General features: G+C 37.1%; 28 protein-coding genes and 1 other annotated feature. Of the genes, 25 read left to right on the top strand and 3 right to left on the bottom strand.

Features of this window, described 5'->3' with window-relative positions:
- Nucleotides 1–157 precede the first annotated feature (157 nt).
- The 5 genes from guaD (at nt 158) to AC4BB7_RS08080 (ending at nt 5,516) form a co-directional block, all read left to right on the top strand.
- Nucleotides 158–1,534 carry a guanine deaminase gene (guaD, locus tag AC4BB7_RS08060; protein WP_490485007.1) on the top strand — a complete coding sequence of 459 codons (1,377 nt, stop codon included), beginning with the start codon at nt 158–160 and terminating at the stop codon, nt 1,532–1,534.
- Between the two features lies 1 nt (nt 1,535).
- Nucleotides 1,536–2,906, top strand: coding sequence for a uracil-xanthine permease family protein (locus AC4BB7_RS08065; RefSeq protein WP_490485008.1), 1,371 nt, complete (start codon nt 1,536–1,538; stop codon nt 2,904–2,906).
- Nucleotides 2,907–3,099: 193 nt separating this feature from the next.
- Nucleotides 3,100–4,077 (top strand): GMP reductase, encoded by a 978-nt coding sequence (gene guaC / locus AC4BB7_RS08070; RefSeq protein WP_086312904.1) that lies wholly within the window; start codon nt 3,100–3,102, stop codon nt 4,075–4,077.
- A gap of 135 nt (nt 4,078–4,212) precedes the next feature.
- Nucleotides 4,213–4,542, top strand: a complete 330-nt coding sequence (locus tag AC4BB7_RS08075) for a PadR family transcriptional regulator (protein WP_086312905.1) — start codon at nt 4,213–4,215, stop codon at nt 4,540–4,542.
- Entirely contained in the window at nt 4,542–5,516 is a 975-nt protein-coding gene (locus AC4BB7_RS08080) for a permease prefix domain 1-containing protein (RefSeq protein WP_490485009.1), read from the top strand. The genes AC4BB7_RS08075 and AC4BB7_RS08080 overlap by 1 nt, the downstream gene beginning before the upstream one ends.
- Before the next feature lie 60 nt (nt 5,517–5,576).
- Here AC4BB7_RS08080 and AC4BB7_RS08085 read toward each other — a convergent pair whose 3' ends face one another.
- Entirely contained in the window at nt 5,577–6,125 is a 549-nt protein-coding gene (locus tag AC4BB7_RS08085) for an ECF transporter S component (protein ID WP_086312907.1), read from the bottom strand.
- A gap of 11 nt (nt 6,126–6,136) precedes the next feature.
- Nucleotides 6,137–6,961, bottom strand: coding sequence for a bifunctional hydroxymethylpyrimidine kinase/phosphomethylpyrimidine kinase (thiD, locus tag AC4BB7_RS08090; protein ID WP_490485010.1), 825 nt, complete (start codon nt 6,959–6,961; stop codon nt 6,137–6,139).
- 169 nt (nt 6,962–7,130) lie between these two features.
- Here thiD and AC4BB7_RS08095 point away from each other — a divergent pair, with 169 nt between their 5' ends.
- The 9 genes from AC4BB7_RS08095 to thrB all read left to right on the top strand — a co-directional run bounded on the left by AC4BB7_RS08095 (nt 7,131) and on the right by thrB (nt 16,308).
- On the top strand, nt 7,131–7,640 hold the full coding sequence (locus AC4BB7_RS08095) for a hypothetical protein (protein ID WP_490485011.1): 510 nt from the start codon (nt 7,131–7,133) through the stop codon (nt 7,638–7,640).
- Between the two features lie 11 nt (nt 7,641–7,651).
- Nucleotides 7,652–9,094 carry an aminotransferase-like domain-containing protein gene (locus tag AC4BB7_RS08100; RefSeq protein ID WP_490485012.1) on the top strand — a complete coding sequence of 481 codons (1,443 nt, stop codon included), beginning with the start codon at nt 7,652–7,654 and terminating at the stop codon, nt 9,092–9,094.
- Nucleotides 9,095–9,123: 29 nt separating this feature from the next.
- Nucleotides 9,124–9,849 carry a nitroreductase family protein gene (locus tag AC4BB7_RS08105; RefSeq protein WP_490485013.1) on the top strand — a complete coding sequence of 242 codons (726 nt, stop codon included), beginning with the start codon at nt 9,124–9,126 and terminating at the stop codon, nt 9,847–9,849.
- 103 nt (nt 9,850–9,952) lie between these two features.
- The gene (locus AC4BB7_RS08110) at nt 9,953–11,677 is read left to right on the top strand and encodes a phospho-sugar mutase (protein ID WP_490485014.1); all 1,725 of its coding nucleotides are present in this window, start codon (nt 9,953–9,955) and stop codon (nt 11,675–11,677) included.
- A gap of 79 nt (nt 11,678–11,756) precedes the next feature.
- Nucleotides 11,757–12,533, top strand: a complete 777-nt coding sequence (proC, locus tag AC4BB7_RS08115; protein WP_490485015.1) for a pyrroline-5-carboxylate reductase — start codon at nt 11,757–11,759, stop codon at nt 12,531–12,533.
- 142 nt (nt 12,534–12,675) lie between these two features.
- Nucleotides 12,676–12,963, top strand: coding sequence for an ArsR/SmtB family transcription factor (locus AC4BB7_RS08120; protein ID WP_086314291.1), 288 nt, complete (start codon nt 12,676–12,678; stop codon nt 12,961–12,963).
- A 133-nt stretch (nt 12,964–13,096) separates the two neighbouring features.
- Complete coding sequence (locus AC4BB7_RS08125; protein ID WP_490485016.1) at nt 13,097–14,386, top strand: homoserine dehydrogenase; 1,290 nt, start codon at nt 13,097–13,099, stop codon at nt 14,384–14,386.
- Nucleotides 14,387–14,389: 3 nt separating this feature from the next.
- Complete coding sequence (thrC, locus tag AC4BB7_RS08130; RefSeq protein ID WP_490485017.1) at nt 14,390–15,448, top strand: threonine synthase; 1,059 nt, start codon at nt 14,390–14,392, stop codon at nt 15,446–15,448.
- A complete protein-coding gene (thrB, locus tag AC4BB7_RS08135) occupies nt 15,445–16,308 on the top strand; it encodes a homoserine kinase (RefSeq protein ID WP_490485018.1) in 864 nt (287 codons plus the stop codon). Before thrC ends, thrB begins: the two co-directional genes overlap by 4 nt.
- Nucleotides 16,309–16,363: 55 nt before the next feature.
- Here thrB and AC4BB7_RS08140 read toward each other — a convergent pair whose 3' ends face one another.
- Nucleotides 16,364–17,221: a pyruvate, water dikinase regulatory protein gene (locus AC4BB7_RS08140; protein ID WP_170922940.1), complete on the bottom strand. Its 858-nt coding sequence runs from the start codon at nt 17,219–17,221 to the stop codon at nt 16,364–16,366.
- 99 nt (nt 17,222–17,320) lie between these two features.
- Here AC4BB7_RS08140 and AC4BB7_RS08145 point away from each other — a divergent pair, with 99 nt between their 5' ends.
- The 11 genes from AC4BB7_RS08145 to glyQ all read left to right on the top strand — a co-directional run bounded on the left by AC4BB7_RS08145 (nt 17,321) and on the right by glyQ (nt 26,637).
- Nucleotides 17,321–17,749, top strand: a complete 429-nt coding sequence (locus AC4BB7_RS08145) for a Fur family transcriptional regulator (RefSeq protein ID WP_086312916.1) — start codon at nt 17,321–17,323, stop codon at nt 17,747–17,749.
- 207 nt (nt 17,750–17,956) lie between these two features.
- A complete protein-coding gene (rpsU, locus tag AC4BB7_RS08150; protein WP_002356740.1) occupies nt 17,957–18,133 on the top strand; it encodes a 30S ribosomal protein S21 in 177 nt (58 codons plus the stop codon).
- A 25-nt stretch (nt 18,134–18,158) separates the two neighbouring features.
- Complete coding sequence (locus AC4BB7_RS08155) at nt 18,159–18,608, top strand: GatB/YqeY domain-containing protein (RefSeq protein WP_086312917.1); 450 nt, start codon at nt 18,159–18,161, stop codon at nt 18,606–18,608.
- Between the two features lie 196 nt (nt 18,609–18,804).
- The gene (locus AC4BB7_RS08160; RefSeq protein ID WP_490485019.1) at nt 18,805–19,773 is read left to right on the top strand and encodes a PhoH family protein; all 969 of its coding nucleotides are present in this window, start codon (nt 18,805–18,807) and stop codon (nt 19,771–19,773) included.
- Nucleotides 19,774–19,805: 32 nt separating this feature from the next.
- Nucleotides 19,806–22,004: an HD family phosphohydrolase gene (locus tag AC4BB7_RS08165; RefSeq protein WP_490485020.1), complete on the top strand. Its 2,199-nt coding sequence runs from the start codon at nt 19,806–19,808 to the stop codon at nt 22,002–22,004.
- A complete protein-coding gene (ybeY, locus tag AC4BB7_RS08170; RefSeq protein WP_086312920.1) occupies nt 22,004–22,480 on the top strand; it encodes an rRNA maturation RNase YbeY in 477 nt (158 codons plus the stop codon). Before AC4BB7_RS08165 ends, ybeY begins: the two co-directional genes overlap by 1 nt.
- Nucleotides 22,458–22,865 (top strand): diacylglycerol kinase family protein, encoded by a 408-nt coding sequence (locus AC4BB7_RS08175; protein ID WP_086312921.1) that lies wholly within the window; start codon nt 22,458–22,460, stop codon nt 22,863–22,865. Before ybeY ends, AC4BB7_RS08175 begins: the two co-directional genes overlap by 23 nt.
- A 12-nt stretch (nt 22,866–22,877) precedes the next feature.
- Nucleotides 22,878–23,780: a GTPase Era gene (era, locus tag AC4BB7_RS08180; protein ID WP_086312922.1), complete on the top strand. Its 903-nt coding sequence runs from the start codon at nt 22,878–22,880 to the stop codon at nt 23,778–23,780.
- Nucleotides 23,781–23,872: 92 nt separating this feature from the next.
- Nucleotides 23,873–24,682: a DNA repair protein RecO gene (recO, locus tag AC4BB7_RS08185; RefSeq protein ID WP_490485021.1), complete on the top strand. Its 810-nt coding sequence runs from the start codon at nt 23,873–23,875 to the stop codon at nt 24,680–24,682.
- On the top strand, nt 24,663–25,379 hold the full coding sequence (locus AC4BB7_RS08190) for an AAA family ATPase (RefSeq protein ID WP_490485022.1): 717 nt from the start codon (nt 24,663–24,665) through the stop codon (nt 25,377–25,379). Before recO ends, AC4BB7_RS08190 begins: the two co-directional genes overlap by 20 nt.
- Nucleotides 25,380–25,429: 50 nt before the next feature.
- Nucleotides 25,430–25,597: a binding site (T-box leader), on the top strand.
- Nucleotides 25,598–25,728: 131 nt separating this feature from the next.
- A complete protein-coding gene (gene glyQ, locus AC4BB7_RS08195) occupies nt 25,729–26,637 on the top strand; it encodes a glycine--tRNA ligase subunit alpha (protein ID WP_086312926.1) in 909 nt (302 codons plus the stop codon).

Consider the following 26,637-nt stretch of genomic DNA (forward strand, 5'->3'; position numbering starts at 1 on the left):
AAACGGATAATCGTTTTATTTAAATGCTTTTTATTTATTTTCGTTCGGTTTCTATATTGGTTTTCCAGTTTATTTATTTTTTTATTCGATAAATATAGCTTAAAGACGAATTATTGTGTATAATGATCCTTGCATTGTTATGAAAGGGGTATTGGCTTTGTTTAAATTTGTCGTAAAAGGAACTGCATTTTCAAGTATTGATTCAAAAAATGTAAAAGTGTTTGATAACTCTCTGTTTTGTATTTCAGAGGAAGGGACGATTAGTAAGATTATTTCTTCGGAAGATAAAGAATATGAATCGACAATTCAAGAATATTCAGCAAAAAATAAGCTTCAGGAAGTAGGGAAAGACCAATTCATTTTACCAGGTTTTATTGATCTTCATATCCATGCACCCCAATGGGCACAAGCTGGAACGGCACTTGATTTGCCTTTATATGAATGGTTGAATACGTATACGTTTCCTCTAGAAGCAAAATTTTCAGATGCTCAATTTGCGAATAAGGTGTATTCTGACCTAGTTTCGCAATTAATAAAAAATGGTACGACCACTGCGTTATATTTTGCAACGGTCCACCGAAAAAGTAGTTTGAGATTAGCAGAAATCTGCAGTGAAAAAGGTCAAAGAGGTTTAGTTGGTAAAGTTGTGATGGATGATCAAGAACAAAATCCTGAATATTATCGTGATGCAACAGCGGCTACAGCTCTAGCAGAAACAGAATTATTTATCCAAGAGGTATTAGAATTAAACAAGCAAACACCTCAGGGAGTGTATCCAGTTGTGACACCTCGCTTTATTCCAAGTTGTACAGATGATTCGCTAAAAGGATTGGGAGCATTAGCTGCTAAATATGATGTACACATTCAGTCTCATTGCAGTGAAAGTGACTGGGCGCACTCATTCGTTCAAGAACGCTTTGGGAAAAATGATGCATTTGCGCTAAATGATTTTGGGTTACTGACAGAAAAAGCGGTTATGGCTCATTGTGGTTTTCTAGCAGATGAGGATATGAGATTATTTTCTGAAAAAGGAACAGCTGTTGCTCATTGCCCTATTTCAAACGCCTACTTCGGTAATGCAGTGACGCCAGTAGCTAAATTAGTGAATGAATACCATGTAGAAACAGGTTTAGGAAGTGATATTTCAGGTGGTTTCTCACCTAGTTTGTTTGATAATATCAGACAAGCTGTGATATCTTCTCGAATGTTGGAAGATGGTGTTGATAAAAATTGCTGCAGTGAAAAGCGTGGTGTCTCAGGATCAAGTATTACCTTAAATGAAGCCTTTTATCTGGCGACAGCTGGCGGTGGCGAATCATTGAGTTTACCGATAGGGAAATTAGCTGTTGGTTATGCCTGGGATGTTCAAATTATCGACAGTAAAAAATTACCGATTTTTTCTGATAAGGAACCATTAATGGAGGTTTTCCAAAAGCTCCTCTACTTATCACGACCTGAAAGCATTGTTGAAGTATGGATTCAAGGGAAAAAAGTGCATGATCAAACTATAACGAAACAAGAGGTGCAGGAATAAAATGGCTGAAATCAATATGAAAAAATCAAAATTAACAGTTGGACCCAATGATTCTCTATCAATCGGACAATCCGCTCTTTTGGGGATTCAGCATGTTTTAGCAATGGATGTTTATGTCGTACCATTCATTATTGCATCAATTATTGGATTGACCACCAAAGAGTCTTCCGCATTGATTCAATCAACTTTTATTGCAGCAGGTATTGCAACTATTATTCAGTCTTATTTTTGTATGAAATTACCTGTAGCTCAAGGACCATCATTCATCCCGATTGGTGCTGTTGCAGGCATTTATTTTGCTAATAGTCAAGGCGGAAATGGTTGGGGAACTGTTTTAGGTGCTAGTCTGATTGGCGCAATTTTAGTTATTATTTTAGGCATGACTGGTATTTTTAATCGTTTGATCAAAGCTTTTGTGCCGCCAATTGTTGGGGGAACCATTATTTTCATTATCGGATTATCGTTGATGCCAGTTGCACTTAACGATAATGTTTTTAATGCAACAGGGGATTTAGGACAAAATATTTCATTGGCATTGATTGCTGCAGCTTCACTCGTTTTGTTTGCGATGATTGGGTCCCGCTTTTCTGGTAAAGGTCGTATTTTTCGAATTTCTTCCGTTATTTTAGCTTTAGTTATTGGAAGTTTAGCAGCAAAATTTATGGGTATTCTTGATTTGTCTCCAGTTGGTAATGCATCATTCATTAGCATTCCTCAATTACCGTTCGTTGATTTTCAGTTTTCATTTGATTTGTCCTCAACATTAACGATGATCATAATTTATGTTGTCCTTATGGCTGAAACGACAGGAACATGGTTTGCTGTCAGCAATGTTTGTGAACAACCTCTAACTGATGAAAATATTAATAGAGGTGTTGTTGGCGAGGGCATCGGATGTCTTATTTCATCACTTTTAGGTACAACGCCAGTTACTGGTTATTCAACAAATGCAGGGATTATTTCGATTACAGGCGTTGCAAGTAAGAAAGTATTCGTGGCAGCAGGCGCTTGGTTTATTATTTTTGGTTTATCAGGTAAGTTATCAACGTTGATTTCTTCGATTCCTTCACCTGTGATCGGCGGTGTTTTTGTTATCGTTTGCGGAATTATTTCAATTAGTGGGATTAAAGTGATAAAAGAAGTTGAGATTAGTGAAAAGGAAATGTACGTGATTGCAATTCCAATGATTTTAACGCTTGCTTTAACACTGATACCAAAAGAGTTTATTCAATCATTACCACAATTTTTACAATATCTATTTGGTTCATCAGTCGCAACTGCCTCGATTGCAGCGATACTTTTAAATCGTCTGCTACCAAACGAAAAAGCTGTCGAACAAAGGGCCGAACAGAAGGAAATTACGGTAGTTTAAATAAACTGAAAAATAATTATTGGCTAAAACACGAACAATCATCATTGATAGTTTATATTTTTCGTCATTTACCTTTGACTTTTACAAATGAATAGTGTAAATTAGCATAGGTGTTCGAAAATGCGAACTATTATCTGTTTAATGTTCGTGTTTTTGCGTGTTTTTAATTGAACTTACTAGGAGGCAATACAGTATGAAAGTTTTTGATTACGAAGATGTCCAGTTGATTCCAAACAAATGTATCGTGAACAGCCGTTCTGAATGTGATACAGTGGTGAAATTAGGTAAGCATACCTTTAAAATGCCAGTCGTTCCTGCGAATATGCAGACGATTATTGATGAAGATATTGCGGAGTTTTTAGCAAAAAATGATTATTTTTATATTATGCATCGTTTTGATGAGAAGGCCCGAATTCCATTTATTGAAAAAATGAATGCTAAAGGCTTGATCACGTCTATCAGTGTTGGGGTCAAAGAAGCGGAATATGGATTTGTGGAAGAATTGGCTGAACGCAATTTAGTTCCTGATTATGTCACTATCGACATTGCACATGGTCATTCAAATGCCGTAATCAATATGATCCAGCATCTTAAAAAACATTTACCAGACACCTTTGTTATCGCTGGAAATGTGGGAACTCCTGAAGCTGTTCGTGAATTAGAAAATGCTGGAGCCGATGCGACGAAAGTTGGAATTGGTCCAGGAAAAGTATGTATTACAAAAATTAAAACGGGATTTGGTACTGGTGGTTGGCAATTGGCTGCATTACGATGGTGCGCAAAAGCTGCCAGAAAACCAATTATTGCAGATGGTGGAATTCGTACCCCTGGAGATGTTGCGAAATCAGTTCGTTTTGGTGCAACTATGGTGATGATCGGTTCTCTATTTGCAGGACATGAAGAATCTCCTGGTGAAACAAAAGTCGAAAACGGTATTGTCTATAAAGAATACTTCGGCAGTGCTTCTGAATTTCAAAAAGGTGAAAAGAAAAATGTTGAAGGTAAAAAGATTTGGATTCAACATAAAGGAAGCTTAGCAGATACATTAGTGGAAATGCAGCAAGATTTACAATCTTCGATTTCTTATGCTGGAGGTCGTGATCTTGAAGCAATTCGTAAAGTAGATTACGTGATCGTGAAAAACTCTATTTTCAATGGCGATACAATTTAATCAAAACAAAAAAGGAGCGTATTGTGCGCTTCTTTTTTATTTTAATGATTTTTACTTTACCTGTCGTAGTAATCGTGTTATGATAATTACAACGACAGACGTAGTACGTTAGGCGGAGTAATCGGAGGTGTTTCAATGATCGGCAGTGATGCAATAAGAGGCTACAATGACACGTTCATTCTATCTGTATTACAGGAAGGTGATTCATATGGGTACGCCATATCTAAGAGAATCACTGAGATTTCTGAAAACAATTATTCAATTAAAGAAACGACTTTGTACTCAGCTTTTAATCGTTTAGAAAAAAATGGATTTATCGAATCATTTCCTGGACAAATCACACATGGGAAAAAAAGAACGTACTATAAAATAACACCATCTGGGAAAACGTATTTAGAAGAAAAGATAGCAGAGTGGATACTGACTAAAAGAGTCGTAGAGCGTTTTATTAAGGAGGAAAAATAATGAAAACTATTCAAGACTATATCGAAAGTTTGTTCTTAGGCATAGCAGAAACCGATCAAACAAAACAATTAAAAGAGGACTTACTAGCAAGTGCAGAAGATCGCTATGAAGACTTAAAGAAACAAGGGAAATCTGAAAATGAAGCAATCGGAGCAGTGATTTCAGAGTTTGGATCGATCGATGAACTAGTTGAGGAAATGAATATCAAGCAAGATTTTATGGATGAAAGAGGGTATGAACTAAACGAGATTACGATAAACGAGTCAGTTGATTACCTAAAGATCCACCACAGAGCAGCAACGTTGCTAGGCTTAGGTGTGACAATCATTATGTTAGGTGTTGCGGCCTTTTTCGCTAGTATGGCATTGTATGGTGAAATGATTGCAGAAGGATTTGGGTTACTATTTATTTTTCTGGGCGCAGCAGTGGGTGTTCCATTGTTCATTATTGCAGGAACGAGTATAGCGAATACGAACAAGAAATTAGATGATCGCTTTATTCCGATTCAAGTGAAAAATGAAATAAAAAAAAGAAAAGATGCGTTTCAGCGTTCCTTTATTTTTTGCATGGTAGCTGGAGTCGTGTTATGTATTTTAGCTGTAATTCCTGTTGTCTTTTTTACAACCGTCTATGAAGAAGAGTTTTTCGGCATTGCTTGCTTATTATTATTAGCTTCATTTGGTGTTTTTTTCTTTATTTTTGGTGGAGTTATCATGGGAAGCTTTACTAAAATGCTGGAACAGACATATTTCATTTCGGATGAAGGGGAGTTAGGACCTCGCGCAAAAGCAGAACGCGACAGTAAAAGACCAGCGTGGTTGCTAACGCTTGAAAAGATTTATTGGCCAATCATTGTTGCCATATTTTTATTACAAGGATTTTTGTTTGGGAATTGGGGCACAAACTGGTCGATTTTTCCTGTAGCGGGAATTGCGTTTTGGGTGATAGAAAGTATTTTTAGTAAAAATAAATAAAAAAAGGACACCGCTTATCTTGATTGCCTTGCAAGATAAGCGGTGTCCTTTTTATAAATACTAAAATGATTGTCTTGAAAAAATAATCGCCATTGCTTTTTTTAATGGAAAATAAACAAGCGTTACGATAACGATAGTGGTAGCGACATTAATGAAAGTTGCAGGCAGTTTAGATAATGCACTTGCAAAAGAAACAGTCAAATCAGCACCAGCGAGTAGTCCCATTACGGTATTTTTCAACTGAGTCATGATAACCTTTGCGATTCCTGTAACGATTGCAACAACAATGACTTTCCAAACTGTATCAATACGTTGATGGAAAAATAAAATCATTAAGGCAGCCGCACCACCTACAATAAAACTTTCTAGAATGAAGTAGGGCGCTTCAGCGGCAAAACCATTTAAAATATCAAATATAGCAAAACCTAAACCGCCAGCCAGAGCGCCTTTCTTGTAGCCAATCAAAAGTACAGCTAACAATAAAACTGAATTGCCTAAATGGGCAAATGCCCCAGTTGGCATAGGAATTTTGATCATTGTGCCAAGAACAGTCAAAGCAGCAAATAAGCCAACTAATACAATAGAAGTAGTTGAATTTTGTTTATTCATTCTATCACTCCTTACTTTTCTGTCATTCGATCTTGTGCATGATTGTATGCTCCATGCCAAACATGACCAAGGAAAGGATTGATTTTTTGTCCATTTTTAATCGCTTCGGCTACGAATTTTTTAGCCAAAGCAACAGCTTCAACGACCGAATAGCCCTTTGCTAGACCAGCGGTGACAGCCGCGGCAAACGTGCAACCTGCTCCGTGATTATAATCAGTTGGGAATAGCTCGTTTTCAAAAATCGTAAAATCAGTTCCATCGTAAAAAAGATCGACTGCTTTATCTAAGTTCAAACGGTGTCCGCCTTTGATTACAACATTTTCAGGACCTAAGTTGATAATTTTTTTAGCAGCTTCCTTCATGTGATCAATAGAGGTTAAATCACCCATTCCAGATAAAATGCCCGCTTCTACTAAATTTGGTGTAGTGATCGTTGCTTTTGGTAAGAGTAAACGAGTCATTGCTGCAACATTTTCAGGTTGTAGTAATTCACTTGTTCCTTTACAAGCCATTACAGGATCGATCACAATATTATTCATAGTAAATTTATCAATATAAGTTCGTGTAATTTCGATTGCTTCTATAGTACCAAGCATCCCTGTCTTCATAGCATCAAGAGCGCCACCTGCAAAAATAGTCTTTAATTGTTTTTCTACTAAATCAGGCTCTATCGGTGTAACGCTATGACTCCAACCTTCATCAGGATCCATCGTCACAATACTTGTTAAAGCTGAAAAACCAAATGTTCCATATTCTTCAAACGTCTTCAAATCCGCTTGGATTCCTGCGCCGCCACTAGAATCAGAACCAGCCACTGTTAATACTTTTTTTATCATCGTCCAACCTCTATTCAGAAATATTTTGATATATGTATTGTAAAACAAACATTAGTTGACAAAAACAGCCAATTGGGTTATTTTCAGGTCATCCAATTGCTGCGAAACACAAAGAGCGAAGCGATTTGATGTTGAGCAGTACAAGACGACCAAAGGGAGAGTTGTTCCTTTGTATGAAACACGAAGAGCGAAGGGATTTGATGTTGAGCAGTACAAGACGACCAAAGGGAGAGTTGTTCCTTTGTATGAAACACGAAGAGCGAAGGGATTTGATGTTGAGCAGTACAAGACGACCAAAGGGAGAGTTGTTCCTTTGTATGAAACACAAAGAGCGAAGGGATTTGATGTTGAGCAGTACAAGACGACCAAAGGGAGAGTTGTTCCTTTGTATGAAACACGAAGAGCGAAGGGATTTGATGTTGAGCAGTACAAGACGACCAAAGGGAGAGTTGTTCCTTTGTATGAAACACAAAGAGCGAAGGGATTTGATGTTGAGCAGTACAAGACGACCAAAGGGAGAGTTGTTCCTTTGTATGAAACACAAAGAGCGAAGGGATTTGATGTTGAGCAGTACAAGACGACCAAAGGGAGAGTTGATCCTTTGTATGAAACACAAAGAGCGGAACTATTTGATCTGACAGGGCAACTGCAAGGAGAGTTGTTCCTTAAAATAAGTTAGGAGGCAAAAAAATGTGGTCATTAAAAAAAGAAAAAGGTGTTCCAGTATACGTAAGTATTATTGAATTAATTCTGTCTTACATAAAAAAAGGGGATCTTTTACCTGGTGAGCGCTTACCCTCAGAGCGTAAATTAGCCACTTATTTTCAAGTGAATCGCTCTACTGTGGTTCATGCATTAGACGAGCTTGTTGCTTTAGGCTGGATCATTCGAAAACAAGGAAGTGGAACCATTGTCAATGAAGGGAAATGGGGAATCAGTACCACACCTAGAACAGATTGGCGTCGTTATCTTGAACAAAATGCTTTTGCCAAAGTTAATCCTTATACAGAACAAATAGAGAGCATGATCAAACAAGTGGATAATGATGCTTTAGATTTATATACAGGAGAGTTGCCGCTGGATTTGATTCCAAGTTTTTCATTTCCTCCATTAACGTGGAAACATTTTTTAGAAGAAGAACAACAAGATGACTTAGGCTATTTCCCTCTAAGACAATCAATAAGCCGTGAAACTGAGAAAGAGTATGGTTTTTCACTGTTGCCGGAAAGTCTTTTGATCACGTCAGGCGCCCAACAAGCTTTATTTTTGATTCTGCAAGTTTTGTTGCAATCTGGCGATAGTGTAGCAATTGAAGATCCCTCTTTTTTGTATGCACTTCCTATTTTTCAAGCAGCAGGCATCCGTCTCTATGGTGTGAAAATGAATCAAGAAGGCATCTGTCTAGAATCATTGGAAAAAATAATTCGCCAACATCGTATCAAAATGGTAATGGTCAATCCCTCTTTTCAAAATCCTACAGGGAAGACGATGTCGATGGCACGGCGAAAAGGATTGATTAAACTATGTCAAAAGTATCAAATTCCGATTTTAGAAGATGATGTTTTTGCCAAGCTGAATTTTGTTTCTTCAGATCAAATCCAGCCATTAAAAAAATTAGATCCCGAAAATGTCTTATATATCGGTTCACTTTCAAAAATCCTTGGTTCAACGACTAAGATCGGATGGTTAAGCGCACCGACTTCAGTAAATCAACAATTAGCAGAAGCTAGGAAGATGATGGATTTTTCTTTAAGTATATTTCCGCAATTATTAGCGAATTTAGCTTTAACAGACAACGACTTTTCAAACAAAATATCTCATTTAAAGAAAAACGTAGAACAAAGAGGGGAAGCAGTTTTCGAAGTGTTAAACCAGATGGATGAATGGGATGTAAGCATGCCGCAAGGCGGCTTTTATATATGGGCAAGATGGAAAAATGGGAATTTGCGTCAAAAAGATTGGGCTGTATTTTTACAAGAAGGATTGTTGGTTGCGCCAAGCTTCTTTTTTAGTGAAAAGCAAGACAGTATCCGAATCAATTTTACCAGAGTTGATCATGAAAACTTGCCGATATTCAAAGCAAAATTAGTAGCGGTCACAAAAAAAATTGCTTTTGGTTCTTCAACATTATGATAAAATAGAAGCAAATGGAGGGGACTAGTATGAACAAAACAATTGAGATTTTGAAGAATCGACGCAGTTATCGTGATTTTGACGAGAATCATGTTCTGTCGAAAGAAGAATTGCAGGTGATTTTAGAGGCTGCTCGGCAAGCACCAAGTTGGATGAATGGACAGTTTTATAGCATCATTGTAATTCAAGATAAAAAGCTGCGGGAGCAATTGGTTCAGTGGAATCCAGGCAATCCTCATATGTTGAAAAGTTCTGTTTTTCTATTATTTGTTGGGGATCTGCACCGCACGAAAATGGTCAGTGAAGTACATGAAAGTTCGTATTCGCTTGATGAGAGTATCGAACCTATTATTTTAGCTACGACAGATGCGGCTTTGGCACTTGAAAATGCAGTGATTGCTTCTGAAAGTCTAGGTTTGGGTTCTGTTGTTGTTGGCAGCATTCGGAAATATGGAAAAGAAATCAGCCAGTTGCTTGAATTACCTGAATACACCTTTCCATTATTTGGTTTAAGTGTTGGAAAACCAATTGTTGAGATGGAAGTCAAACCACGTTTACCAGAAAGTGCTGTTATTCATTACGATAAATATCAGCCTTACAGTTATCTTTTAATTGAACAATATAACCAAACTATGGAAGATTTTGGCGAAGCTAGAGAAACGAAAGCGTGGAGTCAAAAGTTTGCTGATTATTTTGCTACAGCGCCGTCAATGGTCACAGACCAATTATTGCAATTACAAAAGCTAATGAAATAAATAGTTGAAAGGCCTATCTTTTTTAGGCATTACTTTCCTCAAAAGCTTTGGAATGATATACTTACTAGTGGGTAAGAAAACAAATGAAAAAAGAGGTGCTAACATGTCTTGGGAACAAGTCTATGAACAGTGGATAAATGAAGAAAATATACCAGAAAATTTAAAAAAAGAATTAAAAGATTTAAAAGAAGATCCAGAAAAATGTGAAGATGCTTTTTATGCGCCGCTAGAGTTTGGAACTGCTGGCATGCGTGGGATTTTAGGTGCTGGGATCAATCGAATGAATGTTTTTACGATTCGTCAGGCTACTGAAGGTTTAGCTCGTTTTATGGATGCTGAAGGGATTGAAACCAAACGCCGCGGTGTTGCGATTGCCTATGACTCTCGCCATATGTCACCTGAGTTTGCTATGGAAGCGGCAAAAACATTAGCGAAGCACGACATTCCAGCATTTGTTTTTGAAAGTTTACGGCCGACGCCTGAATTGTCTTTTGCTGTTCGCTATTTAAATACATTTTCAGGGATCATGATCACTGCATCCCACAATCCGGCAGCTTACAACGGTTATAAAGTATACGGTGCGGATGGTGGTCAGATGCCTCCGGCAGATGCGGATGCACTAACGAAATACGTGCGTGAAGTTGAGAATCCTTTAAAAGTTGAGGTTTTATCAGACGACCAAGCTAAAGAGAGTGATTTGATCACGATTATTGGTGAAGAAGTTGATACAGCTTATTTGAAAGAAGTTAAGACTGTTACAATTAATCAAGAGCTGATCAGCGAAATGGGGAAAGAATTAAAACTTGTTTACACACCATTACATGGGACTGGGAAAATGCTAGGTGAAAAAGCTTTGAAACAAGCTGGCTTTGAAAAATTTGTACTGGTTCCGGAGCAAGCGATTGCGGATCCTGATTTTACAACTGTCAAATCACCAAATCCAGAAGAACATTCGGCTTTTGAATATGCTATTCGTTTAGGTGAAAAAGAAGATGCCGATTTATTGATCGCAACAGATCCTGATGCCGATCGATTAGGTGCTGCTGTTCGATTGCCTAACGGGAATTACCAAGTATTGACTGGTAACCAATTAGGATCGATCATGATTCAATATATTTTAGAAGCACACAAACAGGCGGGGACATTACCAGAAAACGCAGTTGTCTTGAAATCGATCGTATCTAGCGAATTGGCCACTGCGATCACAGCAAAATATCAAACCAAAATGGTAGATGTTTTGACAGGATTTAAATTTATTGCAGAAAAAATCGAACAATATGAAGAGGACCATTCTCAAACATTTATGTTTGGGTTTGAAGAAAGTTATGGTTATTTAGTAAAAGCCTTCGTTCGAGATAAAGATGCGATCCAAGCACTTGTTTTATTAGCAGAAGTTGCAGCGTTTTATAAGAAGCAAGGAAAAACTTTATACGATGGCTTACAAGATATTTTTAAAGAATACGGTTATTTTGAAGAAAAAACAATTTCTGTAACATTGAGTGGAATTGAAGGTAGCGAAAAAATCAAAGCCATAATGACAAAATTCCGTGAAGAAGCACCCGTTTCATTTGCTGATATCAAAGTAACGCAAACAGAAGACTTCAAAAAATTAACTCGTACATCAGCTGATGGGAAAGTCGAAACATTAACAACCCCTCCATCAGATGTGCTAAAATACTTTTTGGAAGACGGTAGCTGGATCGCAATTCGTCCATCTGGAACTGAACCTAAGATCAAGTTTTATTTAGCAACAAAAGCTACTTCTCAAGAAGAGGCAGATCAGAAAATCAAGAATTTTGAACAAGCAGTCAATGCGTTAACAAAATAACATGATCGGGACTGGAAAAACTTGACTGAAAGTTTGTTTCAGTCTCTTCATTTGTAAAAAAATAGAAGGAGTGATAGATATGAATATTGGTTTTATTGGCGCTGGTCATATGGGCAGTGCGATGATTGAAGGGCTTTTAAAAGCGGAAGTTGTGACACCTGAAAATTTATTTGTAAAAGGTGGCTCAAGTGGCACTGCTGAATTACTTCAAGAAAAATTTGGCTTTCAGTTGATCAAAGAATATGAAGCCTTAGAAAATTGCCAAGTTATTTTTATTGCTACAGGCGCTAAAATCGTTTTAGAGATTTTAAAACAAGCAGCTCCGCATATGTCAAAAGATACCATTCTTATTTCCGTTGCGACAGGACATACAGTGGAAGAGGCACAAGCTGTGTTAGGAAAAGAAGTTCACGTTGTCCATGCTATTCCCAATACACCTGTCAGTGTCAATGCTGGAATGATTGGTGCTGTTTTTGCAAATGAGATGCCTATTGCGTCAAAGAATGAAGCAGTTCGTATATTGGAGTCGTTAGGAAAAGTCGAAGAAGTTAGCGAAAATCTTTTAGGTACATTTGGTACTGTTGCAGGTTGTAGCCCAGCATTTGTTGATATATTTATGGAAGCTTTAGCAGATGGTGCAGTGTTAGAAGGCATGCCTCGTGCTCTTTCTTACGAAATTATCGCTCAGATGATGTTAGGGTCGGCAAAACTAGCGATTGAAACGAAAAAACATCCTGGAGAATTAAAAGACGGAGTAACATCTCCTGGTGGTAGTACGATCAAAGGAGTTACGGCTCTGGAGAAAAATGGATTTAGATATGCTGTAATTGATGCAGTTAAACAAGCGAATAGCTAAATGGAATAAACTATGAAAGACAAGTGGGACATTCTTTTGCCCTAGTTGTCTTTTTTTATTAAAAACGAAAGAAAAAATCTGACCTCTTTTGAAAAAAGTTTGCTATAATAAGCAAGAGGAAATGATGAAAGGAAGCTCAGCGATGAAAGAAATAGATGAGATTCAAAAAGTAAGTCAGTTATATAAAGTGTTGAGTGATCCAACAAGGTTACGAATTTTACTTTTGTTGAAGCAAGGAGAATTAAACGTAACAGCGATTGGAGAAAAACTTTCAATGGAACAATCTGCTGTCTCCCATCAATTGAAATTATTACGAGATAGTCACGTGGTAAGATCTAGACGTGAAGGCAAAACAATCTACTATACATTAGATGATCATCATGTTATCGATATTCTTAATCAGACATTTGAACATATCAAACACCAATAACTCACCTTTTCTAGGATTCCCATGGGAAATTCAAAGAAAAGGGTAGTTTTTTTTACGTCAGTTGGGTATACTAGAAACATGTTTTATTAGAAGAAAATGAAATGTTTCTAATTTTATAGTTGGAGGAAGAAGAATGAAGGAAAAACTGAAAATTGGTTTGCTTGGACTTGGTACAGTCGGATCTGGTGTACCAACAATTTTACAAGAACATCAGGAGAAAATTTCACAAGTGACAGGGATGGAAGTGACAATTTCAAAAGCGTTAGTACGTGATGAAGAAGAAAAAAGAAACCTGGCCGAGAAATTTGATATTCAACTCACAACAAACATTGAGGAGATCATTGATGATGATGAAATCAAAATAATTGTGGAATTGATAGGAAAAGTAGAACCAGCAAAAACCTTCATTACCAAAGCACTAGAAAATGGTAAGCATATCGTCACTGCGAATAAAGATCTTTTAGCACAACATGGTAGTGAATTAGTTGCTCTAGCTCAACAAAATCATTGTGATTTATATTATGAAGCAAGTGTTGCAGGCGGTATCCCTATTTTACGAACGATTGCCAATAGTTTAGCTGCTGATAATATCCAAAAAGTGTTAGGGATCGTAAATGGAACGACAAACTATATGCTGACACAAATGGTTTCTGAGAAGAAATCCTATGAGCAAGCGTTAAGTGAAGCACAACAATTAGGATTTGCTGAGTCTGATCCGACGAATGATGTCGATGGTATTGATGCAGCGTATAAGATGGTGATTTTAAGTCAGTTTGCCTTCGGGATGAATATTAGACTAGATCAGGTCGATACACGTGGTATTCGTGGTTTGTCTTTGGATGATGTTGAAATGGCTGCTCAATTAGGCTATGAAGTCAAGTTGATAGGTTCCTCTGAAAATCAAGAGGGGAGTATTGCTGTCGAAGTTGGACCAATGCTTGTAGCAAAATCTCATCCGATCGCATCAGTTCGTAACGAATTCAATGCTGTTTTTATTGAAAGTTCAGGTGTTGGTGAGTCAATGTATTACGGCCCAGGAGCTGGTGCCAAACCAACTGCAACAAGTGTAGTCAGTGATATTATCACGATTGCTAAAAATATTCGTTTAGGCACAACTGGACATATGTTCAACGCCTACCAACACGACACGAAATTGGCATCAGATCAATCAGTTTCTGGAAAATATTATTTCTCAATTGAAGTTCCTGATCGTCGCGGTCAAATTTTGAAATTGACACAGATAATGACAGAAGCAAATGTTAGCTTTGATCAATTAGTTCAGCAGAAATCTGATGGTACTAGAGCCAGAATCGTTGCAATCACACATACCATTACAAAAGAGCAAATGAAACAAGTGACAAAAGAGATCGAAACAACAGACGAATTTGAATTATTAAATACATTTAAAGTATTGGAGGACTAAAAGATGTACGAAGGACTAATCAAACAATACAAGGAATACCTACCAGTTACGGATAAAACGCCAATGATTTCATTAGCAGAAGGAAATACTCCTTTGATTCCATTGCACAGTCTATCAAAAGAACTAGGAATCAATTTATATGGTAAATACGAAGGACTGAACCCAACAGGCTCATTTAAAGATCGAGGAATGGTTATGGCTGTTGCTAAAGCCGTTGAGGAAGGTGCCAAAGCAATTGTTTGTGCCTCAACTGGAAATACAAGCGCGGCAGCAGCAGCGTATGCCACAAGAGCGGGGATCAAAGCATATGTTGTGATTCCAGATGGAAAAATCGCAATGGGTAAACTAGCGCAAGCAATCATTTATGGAGCAGACATCATCTCGATTCCAGGGAATTTCGATGAAGCGCTAAAAGCTGTACGAGATATCGCCAAAACAGAAGCCGTAGCACTAGTGAATTCTGTAAATCCTTATCGTTTAGAAGGTCAAAAAACAGCCGCTTTTGAAGTTTGCGAGCAACTTGGGCAAGCGCCTGATGTATTAGCTATACCAGTTGGAAACGCAGGGAATATCTCAGCGTATTGGAAAGGATTCAAAGAATGGCATGACAAAAAAGGCACACTTTTACCGAGAATGCATGGATTTGAAGCTGAAGGAGCTGCTGCTATCGTCAAAGGTGAAGTAATCGAACAACCTGAAACAATTGCTACAGCGATCCGTATCGGAAATCCAGCAAGTTGGAAATTAGCCGAAGCTGCTCGTGATGAGTCTAAAGGGCATATTGATTCTGTGACAGATGAAGAAATACTAAATGCTTACCGCAAAGTCGCTGCACAAGATGGTGTGTTTATTGAACCTGGATCAGCAGCCTCTTTAGCTGGGGTAATTCAACATGTTAAAAATGGGAAAATCAAACAAGGTGAGACAGTAGTGGCTGTTTTCACTGGAAATGGTCTAAAAGACCCTGATACAGCAATCAATGCGACGGATGTGAAAATCTCTAAAATGAGTGACTTAGAAGAAATGCGGATGCATTTACGTAATGGAGTGTCAGAACTATGAAAATAAGAATCCCCGCAACCAGTGCAAATCTAGGTCCGGGTTTTGATTCCTGTGGTATTGCTTTGTCACAGTATCTTAATATCGAAGTATTGGAGAATGCTGAAGAGTGGAAGATTGTGCATACACTAGGCTCTGATATCCCAAGTGATGCAACGAATTTATTGATTCAGACAGCACTAAAAATAGCCCCTGATCTTTCACCAAAAGTGTTGAAAATGACGTCAGATATTCCTTTAGCTCGAGGTTTGGGCAGTAGCTCTAGCGTAATCGTCGGTGGGATTGAACTTGCTAATCGTTTAGGGAATTTGAACTTATCTCAAAAACAAAAGGTACAGATAGCCACTGAGATGGAGGGGCACCCTGATAATGTAGCGCCTGCCATTTGTGGTGATTTTGTTGTAGCAAGTTACGTTGATGGTGAAGTCTACTCTGTTAAGCATCATTTTCCAATGTGTGATGTGATCGCTTATATTCCTAATGTGCATCTATTGACGTCTGAAAGTCGCAGTGTCTTGCCAACTTCTACCCCTTATAAAGAAGCAGTACAAGCAAGCTCAATCGCAAATGTAATGATTGCTGCGATTTTGAATGGTAACTTACCATTGGCTGGGTTAATGATGGAAAAAGATCGTTGGCATGAAACTTACCGAAAAAAGTTAGTTCCGCATTTGGATCAAATTCGAGCAATTGGTCATGAAGTTGGAGCTTATGGAGCATTTTTAAGCGGAGCAGGACCGACCGTTTTGATTTTATCTCCAGAAGAAAAAACAGATCAAATGGTTCAGAAATTAGAAAAATTATCCCTGCCAGCTACTATCAATGTGCTGTCAATAGATCAAGAAGGGATTCAAGTATTTTAAAAAAACTAAGAACAGTGCAGAGAAAACAATCTCGCTGTTCTTAGTTTTTTTGCGATTAAGCTTCAGGTGACTCTGTTGCGTAATAGCTATGGTCTTCCAAATTCAAAGCATTCAAAATCATCGAAGCGGTCTCTTCAATCGATAAGGAAGCCACATTAATAACAACACAACCCAATTTTTCATATAAATCGTTAGCAAAAGCTAATTCTTTTCTAATTTTTTCAATATCTGAGTAAGATGTATCTGCAGGCAATCCGTACGTTCTCATGCGTTCTTTTCGAATCCCGTTCAAGATATCTGGATCATTCGTCAATCCTACGATTTTTTTAGGATTTGTTTCCCATAATTGTTTAGGCAAATGAGCTTCTGGAATCAAAGGCAAATTCGCAACTTTCAAATTTTTATTTGCTAAAAATAAGCTAAGTGGTGTCTTGGATGTTCTAGAAACACCAAGTAACAGTACATCGGCTTCTAAGAACCCTCTGGGATCCTTACCATCGTCATATTTCACAGCAAATTCCATTGCTTCGATCCGTTTAAAATAATTTTCATTCAGATGATGAAGGGCGCCCGCTTCTCTAGTAGGAGCGATTCCGGTTAATCGCTCAATTTCCGCTACTGGAGGTGTTAGTATATCAAAATGATATAAATTGTGTTCTTCAAAAAAATCATTTGCAATTTTTACTAGTCGCTCATTAACGATTGTATGTAAAACCATAGCATTTTCTCGTTTTGCATCTTCTAGTGCTTTTCTAAGTTTATCTTCTTCTTTAGCGAATGTTCGTCTAAATAATGAAAAATCCACAGTAGGGTATTGAGCCATGGAAGCTGCAGCTAATTTTGAAGCAGTTTCACCTGCTGAGTCGGAAATAACAAAAATCGTCACACATTTTTTTGGTTCATTTGTCGTCATAATATGATTCCTCTCTTGCTTTTTTTATAAATTTATTATACCATACCTTCATAAATCTTATTCGTAATGATTCTGATTTAAGGAGTGGAGGCTAAAAAAATGAAGCAATCAAATTCCAAAGTAGAACAATCACTTGCAGTGATGAAAGAACATGGATTGAAATATACAAAAAAAAGAGAAGCGATGATCACCTATTTGATCAGAAGAAATCGCTATATATCAGCAAGAGAAGTTTATGAGTTTATGAACCAAGAATATAAGGGTGTAAGTTACGATACCATCTATCGAAATTTACATGATTTTGAAACATTGGACTTATTGGAAACAACTGATTTAAATGGAGAAAAAAAATTTCGTTTTCACTGTTGTCAAGAAGTAGGGCATCATCATCATTTTATATGTACCGTTTGCGGGAAAACAAAAGAAATTCATATGTGTCCGATGGATTTTTTTAAAGAACAATTAAGCGGATGTGAAATAGAAGGACATCGATTTGAAATTTTTGGTCGATGTGAGGAGTGTAAATGATCGTTTTTTTCAGAAAAAATCATGAATATTGCATATGTGTGTAAAACTTTACTCATTTTGGCACTTTTTTATGCATTTTTTCAATACAAAGGTTGACGTTAAAATAACCATTCGATATAATGTAAAAAGAACGGTATTTTATTTATGTTGAATAATTCATAAATATAAAAAACGGTTACTTTTTAAGCTCGGAGGGAGGGAATTAACATGTCAAAAACTGTCGTTCGTAAAAACGAATCTCTTGACGATGCTCTTCGTCGCTTCAAACGTTCCGTTTCAAAAGCGGGTACTTTACAAGAATCTCGTAAACGTGAATTCTACGAAAAACCAAGTGTAAAGCGTAAGAAAAAATCTGAAGCAGCTAGAAAACGTAAAAAATTCTAGTTTTCGATGAATTGGAGTGGGTTGTATGTCATTACTAACAACATTGAATGACGACATCAAAACAGCAATGAAGTCAAAGGATAAAGATACTTTATCTGTACTTCGTATGTTGAAAGCAGCCATTCAAAATGAGCAGATTAAAACTAGCCGTGATTTGGACGGAGAAGAAGAGTTAACAGTTTTATCTCGCGAGATGAAACAACGCAGAGACTCTTTATCAGAGTTTGAAAAAGCGGGACGTGACGATCTTGCTGACAAAGTAAAAATCGAAATCACAATTGTTGAAAAATATATGCCAAAACAACTTTCTGAAGAAGAAATTCGTCAGATTGTTCTGACGGCAATTGATCAGACCGGTGCATCTTCGCCAAAAGAATTTGGCAAAGTAATGAGTGCTGTTATGCCTGAAGTCAAAGGGAAAGCAGACGGCAATCAGGTCAATGCAATTGTAAAAGAATTACTACAAGAGAATTAGTCAAAACGAAAAACCAACGGAAATCCGTTGGTTTTTTTGTTTTAGAAAATAAATAGAGGCGGTAATAGAAAAACAAGGAGTTAAGATTTTATGAATTAAATAGAATGATCCGTTAGTTTTGACTCGCTCTCTTTTTAATAAATAAATATTATGGTATGATTGTATGGAATGAAAAAATAAAGGAGATGGGCGTTTTTTGACAGAGAATCAATCAATATCGTTAGAATTGAAATTAAATGATTCTGATGATGTGAGTATGCTTTTAGGAACCCATGACAAACATATAAAATATTTAGAAGAAAATACTGCTGTAACGATCAACACTCGTGGTGAGACGATTCAATTGTTGGGCGAAGAGTCAGAAGTTCAATTGATTGCATCTGTTTTGCGTACGTTGCAAGTGTTGATTCAGCGGGGAATCAAAATTAGTACGCCTGATGTTGTGTCCGCTTTGAAGATGGCAAAAAGTGGTGATTTAGATAGCTTTGTAACAATGTATGAAGAAGAGATTCTCAAAGATCATCATGGTAGAGCAATCAGAATCAAGAACATTGGTCAAAAGAGATATATTGATGCGGTACGCAAGCGCGACATTATCTTTGGGATTGGCCCTGCTGGAACAGGGAAAACTTTTTTAGCAGTAGTAATGGCTGTTTCAGCGCTAAAAAAAGGGGAAGTTCAAAAAATCATTTTGACTCGTCCTGCTGTGGAAGCTGGAGAGAGTTTAGGTTTTTTGCCAGGGGATCTAAAAGAAAAAGTCGATCCATATCTACGACCAGTCTATGATGCGTTATATCAAGTTTTTGGTATGGATCATACCAACCGTTTAATGGAGCGTGGAGTGATTGAAATCGCACCATTAGCTTACATGAGGGGACGAACTCTGGATGATGCTTTCGTTATCCTCGATGAAGCACAAAATACGACCGTGGCTCAAATGAAAATGTTTTTGACAAGGCTCGGTTTTAACTCAAGAATGATTGTCAATGGCGACACAAGTCAAATCGATTTGCCTAAAGGCGTAGCCAGCGGTTTGATTCATGCAGAAAAGACGTTACAATCGATTGACAAAATTGCTTTTGTTCATTTTGATGCTAGTGATGTTGTAAGACATCCAGTAGTTGCTCAAATCATTCGAGCATATGAAAAAGAAAGTCAAAAATAGATTTAGAACCGCGGAAAGGAGTGAAAATTCCGTTGAAATACTCGTTATTAAAATTACGCGATAAACTAGGGAAAGCGTATATTCCTATACTTTTACTTGTTTTTTCATGCTTTTTATTCATTATTATGTTCGGTAGTGTCCATCAAAAAAAGGTAGAGATAAAAGAAGGACAATTAGCTGAAAATACTATTCGAGCAAATAAAAACGTTGAAAATACGTATGAAACAGCACAAAAGAAAAAACTGGCGGCTGAAGCGGTCACTCCTGAATATATCTATCAGGAAGAAACGGCTGATGTTCAGCACAAGCGAATTGAAAAACTATTTAAACTGATTATTACTGCAAATGAAAAGACTGACAAAGAGTACGAAGAAAAAAAAGCGAAGGCTAAAAAAGACGAAACGATTCCAAAACCAACTATTGAAGAAAGAGTGGCCAATTTAAAAGCTCAATTTGAATCGTTGGACCAAGATGAAGTTACTTTTTATCAAAAATTTCCCAATGTATTTTACCAAAATATATTTTCCTTGGATGTAAGTCAGATTCAGCAAGTAAAGACTGAAAGTTTAAAAATCATTGACGATAAGATGAAAGATCATGTTCGCGAAGCGGATTTAGATAATATTCGTCAGAGTGCGATCGAGAAGATTCAATTTCTTGATGTCACAAGCACGATGCAGCAAGAAATTCGCTATATTGTAAATGAAGGTATTGTAGCGAATGATTTTGCTAATGATAAAAAGACTAAAGAAATGCGTCAAAATGCTATGGATGCTGTTCCACCTGCAATGATCTATCAAGGGGAAATCATCGTTCGTGAGGGAACTCAAATCGACAGTAAAGCGATGGAAAAGCTTGAACTATTAGGTATGACAAACCAAAGCACTTCGCTATTTCCAATGGCTGCATTAGGTTTGGCAATCGTGATGCAGGTTTTAGTGTTGTTGTTTTTCACGAAACAAGTGACAGAAGAAGGCAAGCGTAGACACTTCATTTTATTTTACGTTGGTGCGATGTCTTTAAGTGTCGTCTTGATGAAATTTTTCCAGATTTTCCAAACTGAACAGATGATGTATATCTCATTATTTTTTCCAGCAGCATTTACGCCTCTGGTACTAAATTATTTTGTTAGTAGAAGAGCCGGAGTTTTAGCGGCTGTTTTTCAAGTGATTTTTTCACTTTTTGTGTTTTATAATTCTATTGGAACGAACTCTTTGACAATCATTCTAGTGAGCTATATGTTTTCAGGGCTATTGGCAACAGTAGTCAAACGCACTCGTATTGGCGAGCAAGGATTAGTTGCTGTATTTTGGGTGATTATCTTTCCAGTTTGCTTAGATTTTATTTTGATGATTTATCAAGGGATGAGTTTCTTTGATGGTAAATCATGGACAATGATGATTTGTGCATTAGCTGGAACAGTCTTATCTTTCCTTGCTACAATGGGTCTCCATCCGTATATAGAATTACTTGTCACTGATGACAGTGTGATTGTATTAAATGAACTCAGTAATCCAAACCATCCGTTGTTAAAACAACTACTTGAAGAAGCGCCTGGAACGTATCATCATAGTATGATGGTGGCGAGTCTAAGTGCAAATGCTGTGGCTGAGATCGGTGGTCGTTCTTTATTAACAAGAGTTGCTTGTTATTATCATGATATTGGTAAAATCAAGCATGCAAATTTCTTTGTTGAAAATTTACCAGCGGGAGCTGAGAATCCACATAATTTCTTATTACCTGAAGATAGCAAACAAATTATTTTTGGACATGTTATTGACGGTGCTAAAATATTGGAAGACTATCATATGCCTGAAATGGTGATTGATATTTGCCGTCAACATCATGGAACGACGTTAATGAAGTTTTTCTATGTGAAAGCAAAAGAACGAAATCCAGATATTTCTGAAGTTGATTTCAGATACCCAGGTCCTAAGCCTCAAACCAGAGAAGCAGGGATCGTTAGTATTGCTGACACTTGTGAAGCGGCTGTTCGTGCGATGGATCATCCGACAAACGAAAAAATCCAAGCCTTTGTTCATAATGTTATTCAAGATCGAATTTCAGACGGACAACTGGATGATTGCGGTTTAACAATGAAAGAAATTCGGATCATCGAGAAGTCTCTAGTCAATGGCTTATGTAGCACATTCCATTCTAGAATCAAGTATCCAAAAATGAAATCCGAAGCAGAAGAAATGAAAGATGAACAAGAAAAGAGAGATGACTAATGGATATTTCATTCATTGATGAAACAAATAATTTATCTAAAGAAAATTTAGAAGAAGTAGAAAGTCTGCTGCAGTTTGCGGCTGATTTTCTAAAAATATCTGAAGATACTGAAATGTCCGTGTCTTTTATGGATAATGCAGGTATTCAGGTGATAAATAGAGATTATCGTGGAAAAGATGTACCTACAGATGTTATCAGTTTTGCATTGGAAGAAGAAGGCGAAGATGAGTTGCCGATTATTTTTGAAGATGCAGATGAAGCTTTTCCAAGAAACCTTGGGGATATCATGATATCGACTGAACGAGCGGCAGAACAAGCAGCAGAATATGGTCATTCTTTTGAACGCGAATTGGGATTTTTGGCTGTGCACGGTTTTTTACATTTAAACGGCTATGATCATATGGAACCTGATGATGAGAAAGAAATGTTTGGTTTACAGAAAGAGATCTTAGATGCCTATGGACTCAAAAGATAAACGGACAGCGAAGAATAAACATTTTATAGCCTCGTTGGAGTTTGCTCTCCAAGGAATCAAAACAGTATTTAAGGAAGAACGTAACATGCGAACCCATGTTTTAATGGGGGGGGCGACAATTATTGTGGGCATTATTTTACGATTAGCAATCTCAGAATGGTTGTGGTTGTTGCTTGCAATCTTTCTTGTATTAGTGATGGAGATAATTAATACAGTGTTTGAAAATGTAGTCGACATGGTAACGGATTTCCATTTTCATCCAATCGGTAAAAAAATCAAAGATATGGCTGCAGGCGCAGTTCTTTTAACATCAGGATTTGCTGTGGTTGTTGGAGTACTGTTGTTTGTCCCAAAAATTTGGCAGATAATACAAGATTTTTTATAGAGGAGAAAAACAATGACAGATATACACAAATCCGGATTTGTAGCGATTGTAGGAAGACCAAATGTTGGTAAATCTACTTTATTGAACCGAATTGTCGGACAAAAAATTGCAATTATGAGTGATAAAGCACAAACAACTAGAAATAAGATACAAGGAATTTATACAGTTCCAGAAGCGCAAATCGTTTTTATTGATACACCAGGAATTCACAAGCCAAAACATCGTTTAGGTGATTTTATGGTTGAAACAGCTTATAGTGCTTTACGTGAAGTGGATGCAACGTTATTTATGATTAGTGCAGATCAAAAAAGAGGAAAAGGTGATGACTTTATCATCGAACGTCTTAAAACAATGACGAGCCCAGTCTATCTTGTAATCAATAAAATCGATACGGTTCATCCTGATCAACTTTTGGGAATTATTGAAGACTACGCAAGCCAAATGGAATTTGCAGAAGTTGTGCCAATCTCAGCTACTGAAGGGAATAATGTAGATCGTTTGATGGATGTTTTAGTAGATCAAATGCCTGAAGGCCCACAGTATTTTCCAGATGATCAAGTGACGGATCACCCTGAATATTTTATTGTTTCTGAGTTAGTTCGTGAAAAAGTATTATTGCTTACAAGAGATGAGATTCCTCATTCCGTTGCAGTTGTGGTAGATTCGATGAAACGGGATGAGAATGATAAAGTACGTATTCAAGCAACGATCATCGTTGAGCGTGATAGCCAAAAAGGAATCATTATTGGTAAGGGCGGCAAGATGCTTAAACAAATTGGAACCAAAGCCAGACAAGATATTGAACATTTACTTGATGATAAAGTTTATTTAGAACTTTGGGTAAAAGTGCAAAAAGACTGGCGCGACAAAAAAGTTCATTTACAAGATTTTGGATATCGTAAAGACGATTATTAGTAAGAAACGAAGAACAATTCTGTATTATTGCGGAATTGTTCTTTTGCTTGTATCTCTGCTAAAATAGACTAGAATACATAGGAGGCGAAAATATGACCTTAGGAGAAACGAAAGGAATTATTTTATTTACCAAGGACTACAAAGAAAAAGATAAACTAGTCAAAATTTTTACGGAATCTTTTGGTAAATTGATGTTTTTTGTTAAAGGGGCGCATCGTAAAAATAATCCGATTGGTCCTGCTATTTTGCCTTTCACAGAAGCTGTATATATTGGAGATTTTAGAGAAGAAGGACTGTCTTTTTTAAATGGAAGTAAAGAGGTTTCACCACTTCGCCTCATTCAGGAAGATATTTTTGTGAATGCCTATGCAACGTACATTTTGAATTTAGTTGATGCCGCCATCGAAGATCGAACGTACGATCCTAATTTATATTATTTTGTACAACAAGCATTAAAGTTATTGAATGAGAATAAGGATCCAGAGATCATTACGAATATTTTTGAAATCCAACTATTAAGCCGTTTTGGTATTACTCCAGAGTGGCGACATTGTAGCGCATGTCAAGAAACTCGAGGGAAATTTGATTATTCATCAAAATATAGCGGGGTGTTATGTGAAAGACATTGGGATCTTGATGATCGCCGGTATCATGCCGATCCTAGAGCTATTCATTTTATTCGTCTTTTTTCAGCCATTTCGTATGACAAAGTTCAAGATATTAATGTTAAAACGGAGACTAAAGTGGCTATCAGAACAACAATTGATGAATTGTACGATGAATATGTTGGGATAAACTTAAAAAGTAAGAAGTTCATCGACCAAATGAAAAGTTGGGAAGAGACCTTAAAGTTACCTAAACGGGAAAAAAAGAGTGGGGAAGATGACAAAACTATATCTTAAAGGAATGAAGTATGAAAAAGTAGTAAATACATCGCAGTTTCCATTTAGTTTACCCATTTTAAGTGATTTAGACCAACTTCTTTTTGAAACGCCAGTTACGTTTTTGATTGGCGAAAATGGCTCTGGAAAATCAACTATAATAGAAACGATTGCAGGATTGATGGACTTGAATCTTGAAGGCGGCTCAAAAAATAATTTTTTTGTTTCTTATAAAGAACAGACTTCACTAGTTGAGGTAAGTCGACCAATAAAATATCCAAATTATCCTAAAGACAGCTATTTTTATCGGGCAGAATCCTACTACAACTTAATGACTGATATTGAAATGATTGATCAAGGGGCAGGTGTTTTCCAAAGAGAACTGCATAGCTACTCAAGAGGAGAATCATTTTACGAGCTAGTAGCAACTCGTTTTTTTGGACAAGGCTTTTATCTACTGGATGAGCCTGAGACTGGTTTGTCTCTTAGCACACAATTACAACTGATGGTTTTGATGCATGAGTTGGTAGAGGATGATTCGCAATTTGTGATTGCTACCCATTCGCCTGTCCTGTTATTTTTTCCAAATGCTAGAATCTATGAATTTACAGAAGGAAAAATTATTAAACGTACATTACAAGAAACCAAAATCTATCAAGAGTGGGCAATGATTTTTGAAAGAAAAGAGCAATTTTTTCAAAAACTGTTTGAATCGTAAAAAATAATTTGACAACTCTTCGATCAAAGATTATCATAAAGAGTAATTAAATAAATACGTTGAAAAAGAAGAGTAAAAAGAACAGCTGTAATAGCGAGTCTGGGAGAGTGTAAGCCAGATACAGATAACTTTTGAAGGGCGCTTTTGAGTATATTTTAACAAAGCTGCCGATAATTACTATCGGAAGTAGGGTGGAACCGCGATTATTCGTCCCTATGTCTCTAAGAGGCATAGGGACTTTTTGTTTTCTCGTAAATCCTGATCAAGAGCTTCTTAGATAGGGCATTAGGGATATCACTCTATCAGAGCATAACGAGTCGATTACACTTTTAAATTTAGGAGGATTTCAATGGAAAAGAAACTTACTGTACAAGAAATGATTTTAACCTTACAAAAATTTTGGTCATCTAATGGTTGTATGCTGATGCAAGCTTATGATACGGAGAAAGGGGCAGGGACAATGAGTCCGTATACTTTTCTACGAGCGATTGGACCTGAGCCTTGGAATGCCGCGTATGTAGAGCCCTCAAGAAGACCAGCTGACGGACGATATGGAGAGAACCCAAATCGTTTGTATCAACATCACCAATTTCAAGTGGTGATGAAACCATCTCCTGAAAATATTCAGGAATTGTACTTGGAAAGTTTAGAACTATTAGGAATCGATCCTTTAGCGCATGATATTCGTTTTGTTGAAGATAACTGGGAAAATCCTTCGATGGGATGTGCAGGTCTCGGTTGGGAAGTTTGGCTTGATGGTATGGAAATCACACAGTTTACGTATTTCCAACAAGTAGGTGGACTGGCTTGTCACCCGGTCACTTCAGAGATTACTTATGGAATCGAACGTCTGGCTTCTTATATTCAAGAGGTAGAAAGTGTTTATGATCTAGAATGGACACAAGGTGTTAAATACGGTGAAATTTTCAATCAACCAGAATACGAACATTCTAAATATTCGTTTGAGATCAGCAATCAAGAAATGCTTTTAGAAAACTTTGATAAATTCGAAAGAGAAGCTAAACGTTGTATCGACGAGAGTTTAGTTCATCCTGCTTATGATTATATTTTGAAATGTAGTCATACATTTAACTTGTTAGATGCTCGTGGTGCGGTATCTGTAACGGAACGCGCAGGGTATTTAGCTCGTATCAGAAATATGGCAAAAGCAGTAGCGAAAATTTTTGTCGCAGAACGGGAAAAACTAGGCTTTCCACTACTAAACAAAGACACTCAAACTACTAAGGAGGCAAAATAA

It is taken from the genome of Enterococcus sp. AAFC-DPL-5182, from assembly GCF_058216605.1.